The sequence below is a fragment of the Streptomyces sp. NPDC088817 genome, from assembly GCF_044750345.1.
Classification (GTDB): Bacteria; Actinomycetota; Actinomycetes; order Streptomycetales; family Streptomycetaceae; genus Streptomyces.
On the sequence record NZ_JBIVJN010000006.1, the window covers coordinates 169,244 to 188,813 of the forward strand.

A 19,570-nucleotide genomic window follows, 5' to 3' on the forward strand; every position below is an offset into this window, starting at 1 on the left:
ATCTGTTCGTGGAACTGGTCGGGGGCGGCCGCTCCCGGGTTCCCGTGCGTCAGGAAAGGAGAGCCATGGCATCACCAGCCACACGGGCCGGCGCGCAGACGACGGCCCGGCCGCTCGACGGGCTGCGCCTGGACGCCTCGGGCCCGCCGGGACCGGCGGACGGACTCGTCGCGGAGCACCTGCGGCTGCTCGGCGCGGAGTGCGCCGGACACCCCGGTGGCCATGTCAGGCTCTCCGGAGCGGAGTTCGGCGGGATCACCACCCGCACGAGTTGGGGCGACGAAGCCGTCGACGAGGCGACCGTGCAGGCGGCCACCGGCGTCATGGCCGTGCACGGCCGGCGCGACGGCACCCCGCGCGGCCTGGCCGTCGACTACGCCGCCACCGCCACCGGCGTCCTCGCCGTCCAGGCACTGCTGGCCGGGCTGCTCGCCCAGGCGCGCGGCGGACGGCTCACGGAGGCGGAGGTCAGCGCCGAGCGGGCCGGGCTGCTCGCCGTCTCGCAGTATCTGGCCGCGGCGGGTGCGGAGGACGGCGAGGTCGCCGAAGTCGCCCCGGGCGGGCCACCGTTCACCTCCGCCGACGGGGTCGTCTTCGAACTGGAGACGCTGGACCCGGGCGCGTGGGCCGCCTTCTGGCGTGCGCTGGACGCTCCCGGGGACGCGGTACGGCGCGGCTGGCAGCCCTTTCAGTTCCGTTACGCCACGGCCTGCGCGCCCCTGCCCCGGCCGCTGTACGACACCGCCAGGGCCGTCACCTGGGAGCTGATCCGGGGTGCGGCCCGGTCCTCCGGTGCCGAGGTGTGCCGGCTGCGTTCGCTTGCCGAGCGGGCCGCGGAGCACGACGGGGCCCCGCCGTGGGAACTGACCCCGCGCGACGCGTCGTACTCCGGCCGGGCGGCGGAAGAGGTCGACGCTCCGCTGGCCGGCCTGACCGTCCTGGAGGCCGGCCGCCGGATCCAGGCGCCGCTGACCGCGCATCTGCTGGGCCTGCTCGGCGCGGAGGTGGTGCGGATCGAGCCGCCCGGCGGGGATCCGCTGCGCGGCATGCCGCCCACCTGCTCGGGGGTCTCGGCACGCTGGCTCGCGCTCAACCGCGGCAAGAAGGCCGTCGAGGTGGACATCAAGTCCCCGGCGGACCGTGAGCGGCTGCGCGCGATGGCGGCGCGGGCCGATGTCTTCCTGCACAACTGGGCACCCGGCAAGGCCGCCGAACTGGGCCTGGACCACGAGCACTTGTCCGCCGCCCATCCCGCGCTCGTGTACGCCGACACCAGCGGCTGGGCCGGACGGCTGCCCGGCGCCCCGATGGGCACGGACTTCATGGTGCAGGCCCGTACCGGGGTCGGCGAGGCCGCGCGACCCGCCGACGAGCCGCCCGCGCCGTCGCTGATGACCCTGCTCGACGTGCTCGGAGGGCTCATCGGCGCCGAGGCGGTCCTCGCGGGGCTGCTGCTGCGGCAGCGCACGGGGGCCGGTGTGCGGGTGGACTCGTCCCTGCTCGGGGCCGCCGACGTACTCACCGCGGCCGCCCGGGCGCGTGCCGCGCAGGGTCTCGATCCGCGCCGACCCGCCGGGTTCCGCCGGCCGCTGCCCACCGCCGACGGCTGGATCGCGCTCCCGGACCACTCCGCGATCCCGTACGACGCCCGCGGCCTGTCCACGGCACGGGCGCTGGAGCGGCTGCGCGGGCGCGGTCTGTCCGCCGTCCCGGTCGTCACCGACCTCGGCGGCCTGCTCTCCTCCGGCTCGATCAGCCGCGACGCGCACGGCGCCCCCGCCGTGCCCGACCCCTGGAGGTTCGCATGACCGTCGCCCTGCACGACCTGCTGCCCGCCGAACTGCGCCGTACCTGGGCCGTGGAGGGAACCTGCCCCGACCTCGACCTCTACAGCCTCTACCGCGCCCATCGGATGGCCGATCCGCACCGCACGGCCGTCCTCGACGCCAAGGGCGCACTCTGTTACACCGCGCTGGACCGCAAGGCCCGATGTCTCGCCGCCGGACTCACCGGACTCGGCATACGTGCCGGTGACGTCGTCGGCGTCCAACTGCCCAACGGACGCGACGCGGTCGTCGTCGACCTGGCGCTGGCCGCCCTGGGAGCGGTCGCGCTGCCCTTCCCCGTCGGGCGCGGCGGGCGCGAAGCGGCCTCGCTGCTGCGCAGATCGGAGGCGGTCGCGGTGATCGCGGCGGGCGAACACCGGGGCAATCACCACGCGGCCGACCTGCTGGCAGTCGCCGGTGAGCTGCCCGCGCTGCGGACGGTGATCGCCTCGGGAGCCGCGCCCGAAGGTGCCGTCCCGCTCTCGAAGTTGCTGCGCACCGACCCGAAGTCCCTGGTCCCGGCCCGTCCCGACCCCGACTCCGCCGCCCGCATCCTGGTGTCGTCCGGCTCCGAGGCCGAGCCGAAGATGGTGGCCTACTCGCACAACGCGCTGGCCGGCGGACGCGGCAACTTCCTCGGCTCCCTCATGCCGGACGGGCGCCCACCGCGCTGCCTGTTCCTCGTGCCGCTGGCCTCCGCGTTCGGCAGCAACGGCACCGCCGTCACCCTGGCCCGGCACGGCGGAACCCTCGTCCTCCTGGACGCCTTCACTCCCGAGGCCGCGCTGGAGGCACTCGCCGAGCACCGGCCCACCCACGTCCTGGGCGTGCCGACCATGATCCGGATGATGCTGGACCGTATGGCGGAAGGCGGCGGGCCGGAGTTCATCCCGCCCACGGCCGTGATCGTAGGGGGCTCACCACTGGACGAAGCGACGGCGGTGGAGGCACGCGGAGCCTTCGGCTGCCCGGTCGTGAACCTCTACGGCTCGGCGGACGGAGTCAACTGCCACACAGGGCTCATGGACGACTCCCCCGACGGTGACGGGGGGCCGGGCATCCCCGCGGGGCGCCCCGATCCCCGGGTGGCCGACATACGGATCACCGTCCCCGGCACGCAAGAGCTGGAGGAGGTGCCCCGGGGCGCGGTCGGCGAGATCGTCGCCCGCGGTCCGATGACCCCGCTGTGCTATGTCGCCGCGCCCGACCTCGACTCCCGCTACCGCACCGCGGACGGCTGGGTGCGCACCGGGGACCTCGGGCTCATCGACCGGGACGGGACGCTGAGGGTCGTCGGGCGGCTGAAGGACGTGGTGATCCGGGGTGGGGCCAACATCAGCCCCGCGGAGGTGGAGCTCGAGCTCGCCGCGCATCCCGGTGTGCGGGACGTGGTGTGCGTGGGGGTGCGCGACCCGTTGATGGGTGAGCGGCTCGCGGCGTGCGTCGTGCCCCGGGAGGGCTCGGCGCCCACGCTGGAAGGGCTGTGCGCCCACCTCGACACCCGTGGTCTGGAGCGCCGCAAGCACCCCGAACGACTACTGGTGCTGCGCGAGTTGCCGCTGACACCGGCGGGCAAGCCGGACCGGGCGGCGCTTCGGGAACAGTGCGCGGCTCAGGCGGAGGACCGGATACCTCTGGCGTCGGCCGGCTGACCCACCGCTGAGCGGGAGGGCCACCCGGTGACACCCCGGGCGGCCCTCCCTCCGTGTCTGCCGCTCCCGCGGCTCAGGAGGCGGCCATCGCCTTCTTCACCACCGTCGCCGCGTTCTTGTACACGGCCAGCAGATCCAGGTCCCCGGCCGGGTAGTTGACGATCTCCACCTGGCGCGCGCCCGAGTCGGGAAGCACCTTGCCGGTCGTCATATGGACATTGTCCAGGACCAGTTGCGGCCTCTTCTTCGAGAGGTCGGACAGCTCCTTCGCCGTCACCGCGTCAGGGCCGTACGTACCGACGAGGTTCGCGCCCGCCATCTTCGCCGACCACGTCGAGAACACCTGGGCGACGGCGGTCGGTGCCTTGCCCTCCGGCCAGGCGGCCCTGAGTTCCTTCCGCAGCGTGGCGTACTCGGTGTCGAAGGACGTGATCCATCGGGCGGCAGCCTCCTCGGTGCCGAACATCCTGCCCAGCCGGGTCACCTCGGCCCTGGCCTTGTCGGCGTCGTTGTCGAGGTCGACCTCGACCAGCTCGGCCTTCGACCCGGCCGCCTCCTTGAACTTCGCGGCGTAGGGCTCGAAGGGTGCGTACAGCACGAAGTCGGCGCCCGCCACGGCGGCCAGGTCCGACGGCTTCGGGTCGTAGTCGGGCGCGTGCTGCACCGACTCCGGCACGATGACCTTGACGTCCTTCGCTCCTGCGGCCTTGGCGAAGGCACCCTCCCAGCTCGTGGTGGCCACGACGACCGGGGCGCCCTCGTTCCCGCCCCCGGGCTTCGCCTCGGACGAGGAGGACGACGAGGTGTTCTCCCCGCCGCAGCCGGTGAGCGTGAGCGCGGTGCCGAGGGTCAGTGCGAGGACGGAAGTGATGCGGACGCGGGTGCGCGCCATGAGCTGATTCTCCGTTCGGGGACGAGGTGCACGGCGAGGACGACCACGCCGGCGGTGAGGACGAGGACGGGACCGGGCGGCCAGTCGAAGCGGAGCGCGACGAGGAACCCGGTCAGGTTCACGACGATGCCGATGCCGACCGCCCAGGCGGTGATGGACAGCAGGGAACGGCCCAGGCGGCGGGCGGCGAGAGCCGGCAGGAGGGTGAGCGCGTCGACGAGCAGGGCGCCGGTGAGCTTGATGGCCCCGGCGACCGACACCGCGACCAGGACAAGGAGCAGGAGAGTGAGCCGTTCGACGCGTACGCCCGAGGACACGGCGAGTTCGCGGTCGTAGAGCAGAAGTCCGATGTCCCTGCGACGCCACCAGAACAGGGCCGGTACGGCGACGGCGAGGCCGGCCAGCAGCCAGAGGTCGGCGGTGCCGACCGAGAGGATGGACCCCCACAGCAGCGCGAAGGCTCCCGCCGCGTTGACACCCGAGACGGCGAGCACGAGCAGCGCGGCCGCGATCGCCAGGCTCATCAGCAGGCCCATCGCGCCGGAGAGCCCGTCCGGGGTGCGGGCCAGCGGCGCGACCCCGGCTCCGGCGAGCGCGCAGGCCACCAGCGCGCACAGCATCGGGTCGAGTCCGGTCAGCAGACCCACCGCGATGCCCAGCAGCGCCACGTGCATCATCGCGAACCGCACCGGCATGATGTCGAGACCCACGATGACCACCCCGATCACGGGCAGCCCGACGGCCGCCGCCAACAGGGCGGCGCCCGCCCGCTGGACGGGCACGAGCTGGAGCAACTGACCGACGTCGGCCGCGGCCAGGACGCTCACCTGACCTCCCGCAGCCGGCCCGCGGCCATCTCCAGCACCCGGTCGCATCGTTCGGCCAGGGCACGGTCGTGGGTGACGACGATGACGGTCACCGGCAGGGAGAGCAGGACGTCGGCCGCTTCCTCCTGTCCGGCGAAGTCGAGGGCGGCGGTGGGCTCGTCGGCGAGCAGCACCCCCGCGCCCCCGTCGACGCAGCCGACCGCCCGCGCCAGGTACATGCGCTGGAGCTGGCCTCCGGAGAGCGTGTGCAGCGGCCGGTCGGCGAGATGCCCGACGCCGAGCTTGCCCGCCGCCTCGGCCGCCTGCGCGCAGGCACCGCCGCTGGCCAGCAACTCGCGGCCCAGCAGCGGAAACCGGCCGGTCGCCGGCTTCTGCGGGATCCACGCGCACGCCCGGCGCCGCCATGCCCACTCGGCCGCGCTTCGGGTGTCCCGCCCTCCGACCAGGATCCGGCCTGCGGACTGCCGGTGCAGGCCGAGAACGGCACGCAGCAGCGTCGTCTTGCCCGACCCGTTGGTGCCGGTCAGCGCCACCCGCTGCCCCGCAGTGATGTCGAGGCCCACCTCGCGTACCGCCTCGACCCGGCCGTGCCGGCACACGACGCCGGACATCAGGACGTCCAACCCCTCCATGCCACCTCCCTGCTTCGTCACGACAGCAGTCGGACGGGGAGGCCGGTGAGTTCCCCGGGGGTTCTGCTCACCGCCGGACCGGCACGCCTGGACGACCCCGATCGGTCACGCGCCCTCCTGCCCGGGCCGGACCACCACGGCGAGGGCCTCGACGCGTCCTGCGTGCTCCGATCAGTACCAGCAGCAGGAGGAACCCGCAGAGGGCAGGCGGTGGCAGCGCCTTGGGGGAAGCTTCGGCCACAGGGCCGTCAGCGCGTTGCGGGGTCTGGTCCATCACCGAGTCTCCAGGTGGCGTCACACGGCAACAGTGCCGTCGAGCCACACCACTTCGGTGGTCGGACGCGTCGGCGTCCCAGTTCCCCGGCAACGATGTGCCACGGCTCACACTTCTCGCTCGCCGAACAGGCACTCCCCTGGACCGATCGCCGCCCGCCCCTCAGCTGACGCAGAGCACCAACCGGGCCCGCGGCCGCGGGTCAGGCACCGGACACGCCGTCACCGACCATGGAGAGTGGGTCGACAACGGCGTCGAACGTCTTCTCGTCGACATGTCCGCTGGCCAGGGCCGCCTCTTTCAGGGTCTGGTTGTTGGCGAGCGCGGACTCGGCGATGTGCGCGGCGTTCTGGTAGCCGATGACGGGGCTCAGCGCGGTGACCAGCATGAGGCTCTCGTTCACGTACTGCGCGATCTTCGTCCGGTTCAGCTCGGTGCCGTCGACGGAGAACGTCCGGAACTTCTCCATCCCGTCGGCGAGGATGCGCGCGGAGTGCAGGAAGTTCTGGATGATCAACGGGCGCATGGCGTTCAGTTCGAAGTTGCCCTGGCTCCCGGCGAACGCCACCGCGGAGTCGTTGCCGAGCACCTGGATCGCGATCATGACGATGGCTTCGCACTGGGTGGGGTTGACCTTGCCGGGCATGATCGAGGAGCCCGGTTCGTTCTGGGGAAGCAGTAGCTCGGCGAAGCCCGTGCGGGGGCCCGAGGCCAGCCATCGCATGTCGTTGGCGATCTTCATCACGGCGACAGCCAGTCCGCGCAGTGCTCCGTGCGCCCGCACCATGGGGTCCAGTGACCCCTGCGCCATGAACTTGTTCCCGGCGGTGACGAACGGCTTGCCGGTCAGTTCGGCGATCTGCGCCGCGACGTCACGGCTGAAGTCCTTCGGCGCGTTCAGGCCTGTTCCGACAGCGGTGCCACCCAGGGCCAGTTCGAGCAGCCCCTTGCGGCTGTGCTCGATCTCATCGATGCAGGCGCGCACTTGGGCGCCGTAGCCCGACCACTCCTGCCCCACGGTCAGTGGCACGGCGTCTTCGAGGTGCGTGCGGCCGATCTTCACGACCGTCTTCCACTGCCCGGCCTTCGCCTCGAGGACCGCGGCGAGGTCTCGCGCCTGCGGGAGGAGGTGGTCGTCGATTTCCTGCACCGCGGCGATGTGCATCGCGGAGGGGAAGCTGTCGTTGCTGGACTGCCCCATGTTGACGTCGTCGTTCGGGCCCACCGGCTTCTGGCTCCCGAGCGTGCCGCCGAGCAACTGCGACGCACGGTTGGAGATGACTTCGTTGACGTTCATGTTGCTCTGGGTGCCTGAGCCCGTCTGCCAGACGAAGAGCGGAAAGTGCTCGTCGAGCTCCCCCTTGATGACTTCCTCCGCGGCCCGCACGATGGCCTGTTTCTTCCATTCGGGCAGCCGGCCGGCGGCGGCGTTCACCAACGCTGCCGCCTTCTTCACGTAGCCGTAGGCGTGGTAGACCTCCTTGGGCATCCGGTCGCCGCCGATGGAGAAGTGGATCAGCGACCGTTGCGTCTGCGCTCCCCAGTAGCGGTCGGCCGGCACCTCGACCGTGCCCATGCTGTCGAACTCCTCGCGCTGTCCGTCGGCCCGGATCCCGATCGGCACTTCCCGCATCTCGGGGGCCGACTGGTCGCCGCCCCGGCTCACTTGGCGTGCTCCGTATCGCTCACGGGATAGACCGGCTGCCACATCGCGTCCTGGACCGCTTGCACGAGGTTTTCGTGCGTCTTCGTCGCGACACCGTCCTGTGCCGCGGCACGGGCGACGGCGACGGCGACGGTGGCCGAGGACGCCCTCAGGTTCGCGACCGGCGGCAGGAGCGAGGCGCCCGGCCGGGACACGTCGACCTGGCCGGCCACGGCTTCGGCGGCGGCGAGCAGCATGCCGTCGGTCACGTGCCGGGCACCCGAGACGATCGTGCCGAGGCCGAGTCCGGGGTACAGGAGCGCGTTGTTGGCCTGTCCGATCTCGTACGAGACGCCCTTGTACTCCACCGGTCCGACCGGGATGCCGACCGCCATCAGTGCTCTGCCCTCCGACCAGATCATCGCGTCGGAAGGCATGACCTCGATGCGGCTCGTCGGATTCGACAGCGGCAGGAGGATCGGGCGGTCCACTCCCTCGGCCAGGGCGCGTACGACGTCCTCGGTGAAGGCGTTGTGGACGGTCGACGTGCCGATGAGGATGGTGGGTTCGACGTGCTTGATGGTGGTCAGCAGGTCGATCTCACCGTCCGCCCACGCGCTCACCTCGGACTTCGGCCTTGCGTAGGCCCGCTGGTAGTCGGGCAGGCCGGCCATGTCGTCGGTCACGAGGCCATGGACGTCGATGAGCCAGATGTTGCTCTTGGCCTGTGCGGGGGTGGCTCCGTCGCGCACCATCGCCGCGTGGATCTGGTCGGCCATGCCCGTACCGGCGGTCCCCGCTCCGAAGACCACCAGTCGCTGCTCGGTCCAGCGTGTCCCGGTGACCTTCAGGGCGGAGAACACCGAGGCCATGACGATCGCCCCGGTGCCCTGCATGTCGTCGTTGAAGATCCGGTACTTGTCCGCGTTCTCCACCAGGATCCGCCGGGCGTTCGACGGCCCGAAGTCCTCGAAGTGCAGCAGCGCGTTCGGGAACAGCTCGGACACGGTCCGGAGATAGAGGGCGATGAAGTCGTCGTACCGCTCGCCCGTCACCCGTGCGTGCCGGTTGCCCAGGTAGGGCGGGCTGTTGAGCAACTGCTCGTTGTCCGTCCCCACATCGAGGTTCACGGCGATGACCCGGTTCGGATCGATACCGGCCGCGGCCGTGTACACGGCGAGCTTGCCGATGGAGATGTCCGTCCCGTTGACGCCCCAGTCCCCGATGCCCAGGATCTCCTGAGCATCCGAGACGACGATCAGGTCGACGTCGCCCGCGCCGAGGCCGAGCGACTCGAAGGAGGCCTTCACGTCCTGGGGGCGGTCGATCGACAGATACACCGCGCGTGAGTCGCGGTAGTCCGTGGACCATTGCTGTATCGCGTCGCCCACGGTCGGGTCGTACACGACGGGCAGCAGCTCGTCGAGGTGGTCGGCCAGCAGCTTGAAGTACAGAACCTGGTTCCGGTCGTGGATCTCGTTGAGGTAGATGTACTTTTGCAGATCGGACGTCTTCTGCATGAGCTGTCCGTAGGCCCGGCCGGCCTGCTCCTCGAGAGTCTCGACGGCCGCCGGCAGCCGCCCGGTGATCCCGAGTTCCGCCCGCTCCTCCTCTGTGAAAGCGGTGCCGCGGTTTCGGTAGCGATCCTGCAGGACAGTCGGCTTGACAGGCATGGATGCCCCTTCGGGTGTTTCAGGAATCAGGTCGGGACGAGGGTCTCGGGCCGCATCTCGTAGGAGTGCTGAATGGCCTGATGCCGCGTTCCGAGGCCGTCCGTGACCTTGCGCTCCCAGGGGACCTGCTGGAGGTGCTTGGTCTCCTCGATCATCGACGCGGGCTCCAGATTGCGATAACGGTCGACCTCTCCTGCGGCGACGGCGGTCAACGTCGCATAGACCGCTTCGGGATCGAACTGCGCTCGGGGGAAGGCGAGTTCGGAGTAGTCGAAGAGCCGCTGCGAGGGGTCGTCCTCCCAGCTCTCCCAGGTCTGGAACATGCGGTCGTTGAAGCCTGTCAGGAACGGACCCGGGTTGACCGTGGCGACCTCGACGTTGTGCTCCTGCAACTCGTAGGCCATGGTTTCGGCGATCGCCTCGACCGCGTGCTTGGAAGCGGAGTAGATACCGGTGAAGGGGTTGACGTTCAGACCCTCCCGGGACGAGACCCAGACGATTCGGCCGGCGCCGCGTTTGACCATCTGCTTGGCGATTCCCTGGGTGAGGAGCAGCGGGCCGGTGACGTTGACCTCGAACTGGTGCCGGATGTTCGACGCGGGAATGTCGACCGTGGAGCCGCCTTCGCCGACTCCCGCGTTGTTCACCAGGATCTCCACGCCCCAGTTGAGAGCCTTGCGACGATCGCCGTCGTTGGTGACGTCGAGCTTCTCGACCTGCAGGCTCACCCCTCGCTCAGCCGCTTGCCGCTTCATCGTCTGCACCTGGGCGTAGATCTCAACCGCGGCGATCACGTCGAAGTTCTTCTCCGCCAAGCGCATGGCGGCCTCATGACCGAAGCCGGTACCCGCTCCGGTGATGAGCACCTTCTTCAGCTCACGATTCGCCATGGAGATCTTCCCTTCGAGCTTTCTTCCCAACGGCCGAACCCGGGCGCCGAATTTGCTTCACGGGTACTTCGGCCGGGGCACGCGAAAAGCCGCCTGTGCGGAAAAGTTCAAAAGTTCCCTTCGCGGCAGCAGACCTGACCAGAAGAGGTCGAGGCCGCAGGGAGGCCGCGCTCCGCTCTCGTTGCCACGTTGCCACACACTCCGCCGCCCCGCGATCCGGCCACCGCCCGGCCGAACTTCCCGCCCCGGCCGTGGCCCTGGCGGGAAATCGCGATCACGCGGCACGGCGTCGGATGCGCGACAAACAGGGACACGCGAAGATGTTGATCCGCGGCATACGGCAGAACGCGGACCGTCACGCCTTCCGCGTCAAAGGCACCCTCGCGGTTCGAGTCGCCCACCGCCCACGGCAACCACGGCGACAGCCGGCGCATTCCGCACGGCCCTCACTGTTCTCAGCCGCCGATCAGGCCACCCGCACCCCGCACGCCGAGGAAGTGGAAGCACATGGCTGTCTCCGGAATCCTGACATCGAACAAGGGCAGACTGGCCCTTGGAATCACGGTCCTCTCCGCCCTGAGCTTGATGCCGACGTACCTCGCACACGATCTCGACGGGGACCCGACGGGCCAGAAGCCGACCGTGGTGCTGGTACACGGAGCGTTCGCCGACGGGTCCAGCTGGAACGCGGTGGCGCAGCGCCTGCAGCAGGACGGCTACCAGGTCATCGCCCCGCCCAACACGCTGCGCGGCATACCCCAGGACTCGACGTACCTGAACAGCCTCCTGAAGACCGTCAAAGGGCCGATCGTCCTCGTCGGACACTCCTACGCCGGCGAAGTGATCTCCCAGGCAGCCGCCGGCGTCGACAACGTCAAGGCACTCGTGTACGTCAACGCGATCATGCCGGACAAGGGAGAGTCCTTCGCGAGCCTCTCCAGCAGGTTCGCGGCAGCCCCGATCGGCAAGGCCTTCAAGCAGGTCCCGTTCCGCAACGGCGACGGCACCACGGGCACGGACGTGTACATCCAGCCCGACAAACTCCACGCCACCTTCGCCCAGGACCTCTCCCGGCAGCAGGCGTCCGTCCTGGCCTCGACACAGCGCCCGATCGCGCTGTCGGCCTTCACCGACAAGCTCACCGAAGCGGCCTGGCGGGACAAGCCCGTCTACGTGCTCGTCGGCACACAGGACCGGGCCATAAACCCCGACCTCGAACGGTACGAGGCCAAGCGCGCACACGCGCGCAGGACCGTGGAGATCAACTCCTCACACGTGTCCCTGATCTCCCACCCCCAAGCCGTCACCGATCTCATCCTCAGCGCGGCCCGCGGCTCCGGCCGCCGGTAGACGTACAGGCGTGACCTCCCGCAGCCGCGGCCGGCGGTTCCAGCCACGGCTCCGAAACCACGGAGCGTCACTCCGACGCGGCGCCGAAGTCCCCCGTTCGGACGCCATCGCCTGGCCCGTTCGGTCTACCGCGTGAACGCTGAGGTGCCGTAGGCCCCCATCGAGAGCGAGGTCAACATGACAGTGCCCGCGATACGCGGCTCACTGCTCCGAAGCAGAGCGCTGCACGTGGCGACGGCAGGGTGCGCGGTCACCGCCCTGTCCGCGCTGACCACAGTCCCGATGGCGGCGAACGGCGGACCGGACCCCGCCAAGCCGACCATCGTCCTGATCCACGGCGCCTTCGCGGACAGCTCCAGCTGGAACGGGGTGATCGAGCGTCTGCAGCGCCGCGGTTACACCGTGATGGCCCCTGCCAACCCGCTGCGCGGCCTGTACAGCGATTCCGCGTACATCGCCTCCGTCCTGAAGTCGATCAAAGGCCCGATCGTCCTGGCGGGTCACTCCTACGGCGGTGCCGTCATCAGTACTGCCGCCGCGGGAAACCCCCAGGTCAAATCCCTGATCTACATCAACGCGCTGATGCCCGACGTCGGTGAGAGCGGCATGTCGCTGTCCGCCCGCTTCCCCAGCGCCCTGGGCAGCGCCACGACCTCCGTGCCGTATCGGAAGGCCGGTGCCAGCGGCACCGACCTGTACCTCAAGCGGGACAAGGTCCACTCGGTCTTCGCCAACTGCCTGCCCGAGAGCCAGGCGAACCTGCTGGGTGTCACCCAGCGCCCGGCGGCCACCACCGCGTTCTCCGAGACGGCCAAGGTGGCGGCCTGGAAGGAGATCCCCTCCTGGGCCCTGGTGGGACGGCAGGACATGACCGTCAGCCCCCAGCAGGAGCGCTTCGAGGCCAAACGGGCCCACTCCCACACGCAGGAGATCGACTCCTGCCACGTGTCCCTCATCGCCCGCCCCGACGCCGTGGCCAACCTGATCCTCCAGGGCGCCACCGCGACCGCGGGCCGCGCCTGACATCGACGCGGCCGTCCTTCCCGATGACGGCCTCCTGACGTTCGGATCGCCGGCCCGGCCGGTCCGCGGCTGCCGTCACAGGCCCAGCAGCAGGTCGCGGACCGCCGCGGGCTGGGACAGGAACGGGTGGTGGCCGGTGTCGAGTTCGACGACGTTGCCCGCCCGGCGGGCGAACTCGCGCTGCAGTTGCGGCCGGGTGCCCCGGTCCTGGGCGCAGACGAGGTAGGTCGAGGGCATCTGCTGCCATGCGGCCGCCCCGACCGGGTGCCGGGTCACCCGCACGCTCTGCCGGGCGAGGTGGCCTGCCGCCTGCGCCTGTACCTCGGGGTCGCAGTCCTGCAGGAACGTGTCCACGAGCAGCTCTGGGCGGACCCCGAACGTGCCGGCGTCGGGGTCGACGTCGAGAAACGGGGCAGGGCTACCGTCCCCGAAGTCCGACAGGCTCTGCCCGGCCTCGGGCAGGTAGCTGGAGACCAGCAGCAGGTGGCGCACGGACCCGATTCCCGCGGCGGCTTCCGCGGTGACGACACCGCCGTAGCTGTGGGCGACCACGACGGTCGGCTCGTCGCCGTCCCGCAGCACCTGCCGCACCGCGGCGACATCCTCCGGCAGCCCCGGACCGCCGACGCCGCCGGGCAGGCCCGTCTCCCCGCAGCTCGGCAGTGCCGGGGCCACACTCGGCACCCCCCGCTCCCGCAGCAGCGCGGCGGTGCGGTGCCACCACCACGCCCCGTCCCGCACGCACGCCCCGTGCACGAACACGACTCTCATCGCCACCTCCACGTCGGCCGCTCCCGGGAAGAACAGATCTCGATCACAGGCTCCCATCGTCGTCGAGGACGCTGCTCGCGCAGTGGTCGAAAGTGATCGCCCCGTTCACCGACCCGGCCGCGTTCGGCGTTGACCCCGCCGACGCGTTCGACGCCCTGGACACGGAGATGCCGTGCGACACGATCGTGCCGGACCACGTCCATCGCATGGTGCTCCGGGCGGAACCGTCCCCGCCTCGACCTGCGCAACAACCGTCTCACGCACGTGCCCGACATGATCGCGAAGCTGCCCTCGCTGGAAAAGCTGGATCTGCGGTGGAACGTTCTCGAGGAGCTGCCGCCCTGGCGGCCTTCAAAGCGCAGCATGCGCTCTGGTTCCTGTAAGCGTCACGAGAGAGGCGATGCGTCGTGATCTGGGCGTCACTGCGGACGCCGGCGAGGAAGTCACCCGTCGAATTCCTTGGGCTCCCCTCCAGTCACTCCATCTCCTTGAGCGGGGTTTTGCTGAGTAGCTCGACGGCCTCGACTCCTGGACCAGGTGCGGACGGTGCGCCGGGACGGAAGGAGCTCCGTCCCGGCGCACCGTCCGCGCCGGCGGTCTCACCCAGGCCGTCAGCAGCCGATCGGGGAAGAGCCGACGGCCACGTCGTCGAACCAGAGCGTGTCGTCGCCCGTCCCGTAGCTCTCCCAGCCCAGGCGCAGGGCGGTGGGCCGGGGCGGGGTGGTGCGGGCAAGCCACTGCTGGTCGATGTCCGGGGTGGGGACGCCGTCCGCGTGCAGGCCCGGGATCTGTTCGTCGCCGAGCCAGGTGTCGAGCTTGGGCGCCGTCGTGTCGATCGCGAAGCGCAGGCACTGCCAGCTCCCGGTCGGCAGCGGCCTGCTCTGCGCCACGCCCGCCGGGCTCTGCGCGGGCAGGGTGGCGTCGTCGGTCTCCCGGTTCCACTGGAGGGCGCCGTTCTGGCCGCCGACACGCAGGGCCCTACCGCCCTGGGAGCTGTCGGGCATGGAGACGAAGGTGACATGGGCGGCGGGGAGCGCGGTGGTGTGCCGCACCCACATGCGCACGTACATCACCGGCCCCACCGACGACAGGTTCGCGGTGGAGGCGACGAAGGCGTGGTTGCAGTAACCGGCCCTGCCGTCGATCCGCAGGGACCTGCCGCCGCTGTGCGCGACCGAGGTGTCGATGGTCGCGGTTCCGGAGCCCTGGCAGTCGGGCGCGGCGAACTGCCAGGCGCCGGAGGGAGTGGTGCCGGTCTGGTCCTCGAAGCCCGAGCAGACCACGGCGCTGCCGCAGCCGGTGGAGGGCGGCGGTGTCGTGGGCGGCGGGGAGCTCGGCGGCGGTGTCGAGGGCGGCGGGGAACTCGGCGGAGGTGTGGTCGGCGGCGGGGTGGTGCCGCCGCAGACCGCGCCGTTGAGGGCGAAGTCGGCCGGGGCGGGGTTGGCCGAGCCCCAGGTGCCCTGGACACCGAACTCGGCGGAGCCGCCGGTGGCCAGCGAGCCGTTCCAGTCCACGTTGGCGGCGACGACGGAGGCGCCGGTCTGGGTGACGGTCGCGTTCCACGCCGATGTCACCCGCTGACCGGCCGTATAGCTCCAGGTCAGGCGCCAGCCGTTGACCGCCGGGCCGAGATTGGTGACCTTGACCTGGGCCGTGTAGCCGCCGGCCCACTGGTTCACGGTGTAGTCGACCCGGCAGCCGGCCTCCGCGGCACTGGTGGGTGTCGCGATGAATCCGGACACCAGCAGGGCGGCGACGGTCCCGGCAGCCGCGAGGGTGGCGGTCAAGGGCCGGCGCAGTAATCGCAGGGGGGAGGTGCGCACGTATGCCTCCGAGAGAAGGATTGAAATATGGGAGCGCTCCCACTCATGACAGCGACCACGCCCGCACCCTGTCAATGCATGGGACGGCCAAGCCGACCGCGGCACACCGCCGCCCTGTGAAGCTGATCACCGCCGACCCGGTTTTGATTGAAGCTTGAACTTTTAAGGCATAGTGTCGGTGCCGCAAGTCGATCCCCCGGGATCCACCACCCATTGTGAGGAAGTCCCCCCATGTCGCTCGCTCTTGACCCCGCCGCCCAGGATCTTCTCTTCCGTGAGGCCCGCACCGCGAACACCTTCACCGCCGAACCGGTGTCCGAGGAGCAGGTCCAGGCGATCTACGACCTGGTCAAGTACGGCCCGACGTCCATGAACCAGTCGCCGCTGCGCATCACCCTGGTCCGCTCCGCCGAGGCCCGCGAGCGTCTCGTGCAGCACATGGCGGAGGGCAACCAGGCGAAGACCGCGACCGCCCCCCTGGTCGCGATCCTCTCCGCGGACAACGAGTTCCACGAGGAGCTGCCCCACCTCTTCCCGCACTTCCCCCAGGCCAAGGACGCCTTCTTCGGTGACCGTGGCGTGCGGGAGGGCCAGGCCGCGCTCAACGCCGCCCTCCAGGCCGCGTACTTCATCATCGGCGTCCGGGCCGCGGGCCTCGCCGCCGGTCCGATGACCGGTCTGGACTTCGAGGGCGTCCGCAAGGAGTTCCTGGACGACGACCACACCCCGCTGATGGTCGTCAACATCGGCAAGCCGGGCGAGGACGCCTGGTACCCGCGCTCCCCCCGTCTGGAGTTCGACCAGGTCGTCACCACGGTCTGAGCCGGCTCGTAATACCTTGAGCCGGTGCCGGCCCGGACCTGTGGTCCGGGCCGGCACCGGCGGCCACGGCCGCTCCGCGCCAGGCTCCCGCGGTGCGTCCGGTCGCCCGGCCGTAGCGGCTACTTGCCGGTTCCGCCGAGGTGAGCCGCCCACGGGTAGTAGACGTAGTCGAATGCCGCAGGCGCCCCGGTGATCCTGCTTCCGAGCCACACGTCGTTCGTCAACCGGATGCCGGAGAACATCGGATCCATCTCCTCGTGCAGCTTCTGCTCCATCCGCACGACCAGCTTGGAGCGGGCGCTCTCGTCCTTCGTGCCGATCGCCTTGGCGCAGAGCCCGTCGATGCCGGCGGTCGGCGGACCGTAGGTGACGTCGCCGCGCAGCTTGTAGACCCAGGTCGTCGGGTCGGGGTTCGAGTACGACGTGGCCAGGTTGGGCTTGATCCGGAAGTCGGGTGTCTGGGCGAGCAGCGTCTCGCACATGTTCGAGTTGATCGTGTTCGGCGTGTAGTCGGCCGACTGGAAGGGGTCGAAGGTCCGGGGCTCGCCCTGGAAGACGTTCCAGGTGATCCTGTCGACCGAGCCCGAGCCCGAGCCCGCGGGCGTGAACGTCGTCAGCGCGTCGGAGGACTCGGTCGCGCCGGTGCCGGATGTGCCTCCGGAGCAGCCGGCCAGGACGAGGGCGGCTGCGGCGGCGACGGCGAGCGCCGTCGTGCGTCTGCGTGGGCGGGGTGAGTACATCGCGGTGCTCCTGGTCAGCATCGGGCTGTGACGGCTTCGGGGTCCCACCCGCCGCGGGGGACGCTGTCGCGCAACAGGCGGGTGTAGGGGTCCTGCGGGTTGTCGAGGACTGCGGCGGTGGGTCCCTGCTCGACGACGGCGCCGTGGCGCATGACGATCGTGTCGTCGGCGACCTGGCGGATGACGGCGAGATCGTGGCTGATGAACAGGTAGCTCACGCCGCGTTCCTGCCGCATGTCCAAGAGCAGGTTGAGGATCTGTGCCTGGATGGAGACGTCCAGGGCCGACACGGCCTCGTCGAGGATGAGGATGTCCGGATCGGCGGCGAGCGCGCGGGCGATGGCGACGCGTTGGCGCTGCCCTCCGGAGAGCGACCTCGGCAGTGCCGCGAGCTGCCGGTCGTCGAGTCCGACGAACTCGGCGAGTTCCCTCACGCGCTTCCTGGTCCCGTCGCGGCCGAGCCGGGAGTGGACGCCGACGACCTCCGCGAGGCAGTCGCCGACGCACTGACGGCGGTCGAGCGAGGTGTAGGGGTCCTGGAAGACGATCTGGATGTCCCGGCCCCGTTCACGGCGGCTCCGTGCGGAACGCGCCGGGTGTGTGCGGTCCTCGCCCCGGTACATGATGCGACCGCCGGAGGGACGCTCCAGACCGATGATCATCCGCGCCGTGGTCGTCTTGCCGGAGCCGGATTCGCCGACGATGCCGAGGGCTCCGCCCGGGGCCAGGGCGAATTCACCCGCTACGTCGGCGCCGCCTCGGCGCAGGCGATGGACCGCGGACTCAGCCTGATGCTCGTGCCCGACCCGACCCGGCGGCCGACACCACCGCTAGCGCTGTCGCTCGACGGCTACATCGTGACGATGCCTCATGTGGACGACCCGGTGATCGCGCTCCTCGCACGGCGTGGGATCCCGTACGTCACGCCGGGACGCGATCCCAGCCGCCCGGACTTCACCGACTGGGCCACAGAGGACGACGGTTCGAGCTTCCGGCGCGTCTACGAGCACTTCGCCGCGTCCGGTGCCCGGTCGATCGTGCTGTTGCGCGGAACCGACCCCAACGCGTGGAACATCGACAGCGAGGCGACGTACCGCGCGTGGTGTGGAAGTGCCGGGATCACGCCGCGCGTCTACATGTCGGCCGAGCGCGCCGGCGAGCACGGCGGCGAGGACATCGCGCACGCGATGTGGACGCCGGGATCCCTGATGCGATCCTGTGCCACACCGGTCGTCAGGCGGCCGGAGTGCTCACGGGCCTCACGGCTCGCGGCGTCGCCGTGCCCGATCGGACGATGCTTGCCGCGGCTTCCGACTCCGAGCACACCCGGCACAGCCGGCCCGCCATCTCGGCGGTCGAACTCCACGCCGTGGAAACGACGTTGGCGCTCCTCGACCTGCTCCAGGCGCGGATCGCGGGCGAGCCGAGCGCGGGACCGGTCCTGACGACCGCCCGGTTCCGGGTCCGCGCGTCCTCACGACGCACCGGCACGAACGCCTGACGGTCCCGCCCCTTCCGCCGCACGAAGTCCGCGGGGCCGCCCGGTCGGGGGCGCGGACGCGGGCCCCCGACCGGGAACGCGGACACGGGTCCCCGGCCGGGTAGCACGGGGTCCCTGCCCGATACTCCGTCAAGGAACGCGGGCCACGCCCGCGTAGATGCCGCTCTCCTCCGACAGGGGCGGTTCCTGGTCGGCGCCGTACCACTCGGTGGCGGTGACCAGGCCGGGCGACACCAGTTCCAGTCCGTCGAAGAAGCGGGCCACCTCCTCCCGGGTGCGGAAGCTGAGGCGGATGCCGCCCTTGGCGTACTGGGCGATCACCTGCTCCGCCAGTTCGGGGAAGAGGTCGATCGCGGCGTGCGAGAGGACCAGGTGGCTGCCGGACGGAAGGGCCTCGACCAGGCCCTTGACGATGCCGTGGGCGTTCTGGTCGTCGCGGATGAAGTGCATCAGGGCGATCAGCGACAGGGCCATCGGCCGGTCGAAGTCCAGCACCTGCCGGGCGTGCCGCACTATCTGGTCCGGCTCGCGCACATCGGCCTGGATGTAGTCCGTGGCGCCCTCGGGGCAGCTCACCAGCAGGGCCTCGGCGTGCCGCAGCACGATCGGGTCGTTGTCGGCGTAGACGATCCGGGCGGTGGGCACCGTCCGTTGCACGATCTGGTGGAGGTTCGGCTCGGTCGGGATGCCGGTGCCGATGTCCAGGAACTGGTCGATGCCCTGGGTGGCGAGGTGGGCCGCCGCCCGGTGCATGAACGCGCGGTTCTGCCGCGCCGCGTCCCGTGCTTCGGGCGGCAGCGTCTCGCCGACCGCCTCGTCGACGGGGTAGTTGTCCTTGCCGCCGAGCAGCCAGTCGTAGACCCGCGCGGGGTGGGCCCGGCTGGTGTCGATGCGATGAGGCCGCGATTGGTCCGTCGTCATGGCAGACTCCGTCGTCCGGGAGGTGGGGCTCCGCCGCCTTTTGATCATCGTACTGGGTCGTGTTCAGGGCCATGTGCCGAACCGGACAGCGACGACGTGCTCTTCGGACGGCTCCCAAACTCCCTTTTCCGCAAGGTAGTTGACACACCGTCCTTGCAGGCCGGCCTCGCCCGGCGTGATGCTTGAGCCCTCTGATGGCAGGGGCTCCGGGCGGTACGGTCCCGGGCCGGGTGTGCCGGTGACCCGTGTTTCCGCCGCCACGCCCCGCTCCCCGGCCTTACTCTGGTCGGCACCATCAGGGAACCGCG

The 19,570-nt window shown here is 70.6% G+C and carries 18 protein-coding genes; 7 read left to right on the top strand and 11 right to left on the bottom strand.

Translation table 11 applies throughout. The annotated features are described in order from the left end of the window. Positions 1-65 precede the first annotated feature (65 nt). On the top strand, positions 66-1,808 hold the full coding sequence (locus tag ACIP4X_RS13350) for a CoA transferase (protein WP_401348247.1): 1,743 nt from the start codon (positions 66-68) through the stop codon (positions 1,806-1,808). Further along, on the top strand, positions 1,805-3,478 hold the full coding sequence (locus tag ACIP4X_RS13355) for an AMP-binding protein (RefSeq protein ID WP_391454844.1): 1,674 nt from the start codon (positions 1,805-1,807) through the stop codon (positions 3,476-3,478). The genes ACIP4X_RS13350 and ACIP4X_RS13355 overlap by 4 nt, the downstream gene beginning before the upstream one ends. A 73-nt stretch (positions 3,479-3,551) precedes the next feature. Here the strand turns inward: ACIP4X_RS13355 and ACIP4X_RS13360 are convergent, their stop codons facing one another. From ACIP4X_RS13360 to ACIP4X_RS13385, 6 genes are all read right to left on the bottom strand, one after another. After that, complete coding sequence (locus ACIP4X_RS13360; protein ID WP_358731465.1) at positions 3,552-4,370, bottom strand: metal ABC transporter solute-binding protein, Zn/Mn family; 819 nt, start codon at positions 4,368-4,370, stop codon at positions 3,552-3,554. After that, positions 4,328-5,197 carry a metal ABC transporter permease gene (locus tag ACIP4X_RS13365; RefSeq protein WP_358731467.1) on the bottom strand — a complete coding sequence of 290 codons (870 nt, stop codon included), beginning with the start codon at positions 5,195-5,197 and terminating at the stop codon, positions 4,328-4,330. Before ACIP4X_RS13365 ends, ACIP4X_RS13360 begins: the two co-directional genes overlap by 43 nt. After that, positions 5,194-5,829 carry an ABC transporter ATP-binding protein gene (locus ACIP4X_RS13370; RefSeq protein WP_358731469.1) on the bottom strand — a complete coding sequence of 212 codons (636 nt, stop codon included), beginning with the start codon at positions 5,827-5,829 and terminating at the stop codon, positions 5,194-5,196. Before ACIP4X_RS13370 ends, ACIP4X_RS13365 begins: the two co-directional genes overlap by 4 nt. Positions 5,830-6,305: 476 nt before the next feature. Further along, positions 6,306-7,736, bottom strand: a complete 1,431-nt coding sequence (gene fumC, locus ACIP4X_RS13375) for a class II fumarate hydratase (RefSeq protein WP_391454918.1) — start codon at positions 7,734-7,736, stop codon at positions 6,306-6,308. Positions 7,737-7,765: 29 nt separating this feature from the next. Continuing rightward, positions 7,766-9,421 carry an oxaloacetate-decarboxylating malate dehydrogenase gene (locus tag ACIP4X_RS13380; protein ID WP_391454845.1) on the bottom strand — a complete coding sequence of 552 codons (1,656 nt, stop codon included), beginning with the start codon at positions 9,419-9,421 and terminating at the stop codon, positions 7,766-7,768. Between the two features lie 26 nt (positions 9,422-9,447). Continuing rightward, positions 9,448-10,311 (bottom strand): SDR family oxidoreductase, encoded by an 864-nt coding sequence (locus tag ACIP4X_RS13385; RefSeq protein ID WP_358731474.1) that lies wholly within the window; start codon positions 10,309-10,311, stop codon positions 9,448-9,450. Positions 10,312-10,818: 507 nt separating this feature from the next. On the opposite strand from ACIP4X_RS13385, the gene ACIP4X_RS13390 reads away from it, so the two are divergent. Both ACIP4X_RS13390 and ACIP4X_RS13395 read left to right on the top strand, forming a co-directional pair. Next, positions 10,819-11,661 carry an alpha/beta fold hydrolase gene (locus ACIP4X_RS13390; RefSeq protein ID WP_391454846.1) on the top strand — a complete coding sequence of 281 codons (843 nt, stop codon included), beginning with the start codon at positions 10,819-10,821 and terminating at the stop codon, positions 11,659-11,661. Positions 11,662-11,889: 228 nt separating this feature from the next. Further along, positions 11,890-12,684 carry an alpha/beta hydrolase gene (locus ACIP4X_RS13395; protein ID WP_358731478.1) on the top strand — a complete coding sequence of 265 codons (795 nt, stop codon included), beginning with the start codon at positions 11,890-11,892 and terminating at the stop codon, positions 12,682-12,684. 75 nt (positions 12,685-12,759) lie between these two features. Here ACIP4X_RS13395 and ACIP4X_RS13400 read toward each other — a convergent pair whose 3' ends face one another. Beyond that, positions 12,760-13,455, bottom strand: coding sequence for an alpha/beta hydrolase (locus tag ACIP4X_RS13400; protein ID WP_358731480.1), 696 nt, complete (start codon positions 13,453-13,455; stop codon positions 12,760-12,762). Between the two features lie 273 nt (positions 13,456-13,728). On the opposite strand from ACIP4X_RS13400, the gene ACIP4X_RS13405 reads away from it, so the two are divergent. Then, complete coding sequence (locus ACIP4X_RS13405) at positions 13,729-13,866, top strand: hypothetical protein (RefSeq protein ID WP_401348528.1); 138 nt, start codon at positions 13,729-13,731, stop codon at positions 13,864-13,866. Positions 13,867-14,066: 200 nt separating this feature from the next. Here the strand turns inward: ACIP4X_RS13405 and ACIP4X_RS13410 are convergent, their stop codons facing one another. Continuing rightward, positions 14,067-15,278, bottom strand: a complete 1,212-nt coding sequence (locus ACIP4X_RS13410; RefSeq protein ID WP_401348253.1) for a cellulose-binding domain-containing protein — start codon at positions 15,276-15,278, stop codon at positions 14,067-14,069. A gap of 231 nt (positions 15,279-15,509) precedes the next feature. On the opposite strand from ACIP4X_RS13410, the gene ACIP4X_RS13415 reads away from it, so the two are divergent. Further along, positions 15,510-16,100: a malonic semialdehyde reductase gene (locus ACIP4X_RS13415; protein WP_358731484.1), complete on the top strand. Its 591-nt coding sequence runs from the start codon at positions 15,510-15,512 to the stop codon at positions 16,098-16,100. A gap of 119 nt (positions 16,101-16,219) precedes the next feature. Here the strand turns inward: ACIP4X_RS13415 and ACIP4X_RS13420 are convergent, their stop codons facing one another. Together ACIP4X_RS13420 and ACIP4X_RS13425 are read right to left on the bottom strand one after the other, a co-directional pair. Continuing rightward, positions 16,220-16,840, bottom strand: a complete 621-nt coding sequence (locus ACIP4X_RS13420) for a hypothetical protein (RefSeq protein ID WP_401348256.1) — start codon at positions 16,838-16,840, stop codon at positions 16,220-16,222. Positions 16,841-16,854: 14 nt separating this feature from the next. Further along, entirely contained in the window at positions 16,855-17,607 is a 753-nt protein-coding gene (locus ACIP4X_RS13425; protein ID WP_401348530.1) for an ABC transporter ATP-binding protein, read from the bottom strand. 335 nt (positions 17,608-17,942) lie between these two features. Here ACIP4X_RS13425 and ACIP4X_RS13430 point away from each other — a divergent pair, with 335 nt between their 5' ends. Next, a complete protein-coding gene (locus ACIP4X_RS13430; protein WP_401348533.1) occupies positions 17,943-18,341 on the top strand; it encodes a substrate-binding domain-containing protein in 399 nt (132 codons plus the stop codon). A 129-nt stretch (positions 18,342-18,470) separates the two neighbouring features. On the opposite strand, the gene ACIP4X_RS13435 is transcribed toward ACIP4X_RS13430, so the two are convergent. Next, on the bottom strand, positions 18,471-19,262 hold the full coding sequence (locus ACIP4X_RS13435) for an SAM-dependent methyltransferase (protein ID WP_358731489.1): 792 nt from the start codon (positions 19,260-19,262) through the stop codon (positions 18,471-18,473). Between the last annotated feature and the right edge of the window lie 308 nt (positions 19,263-19,570).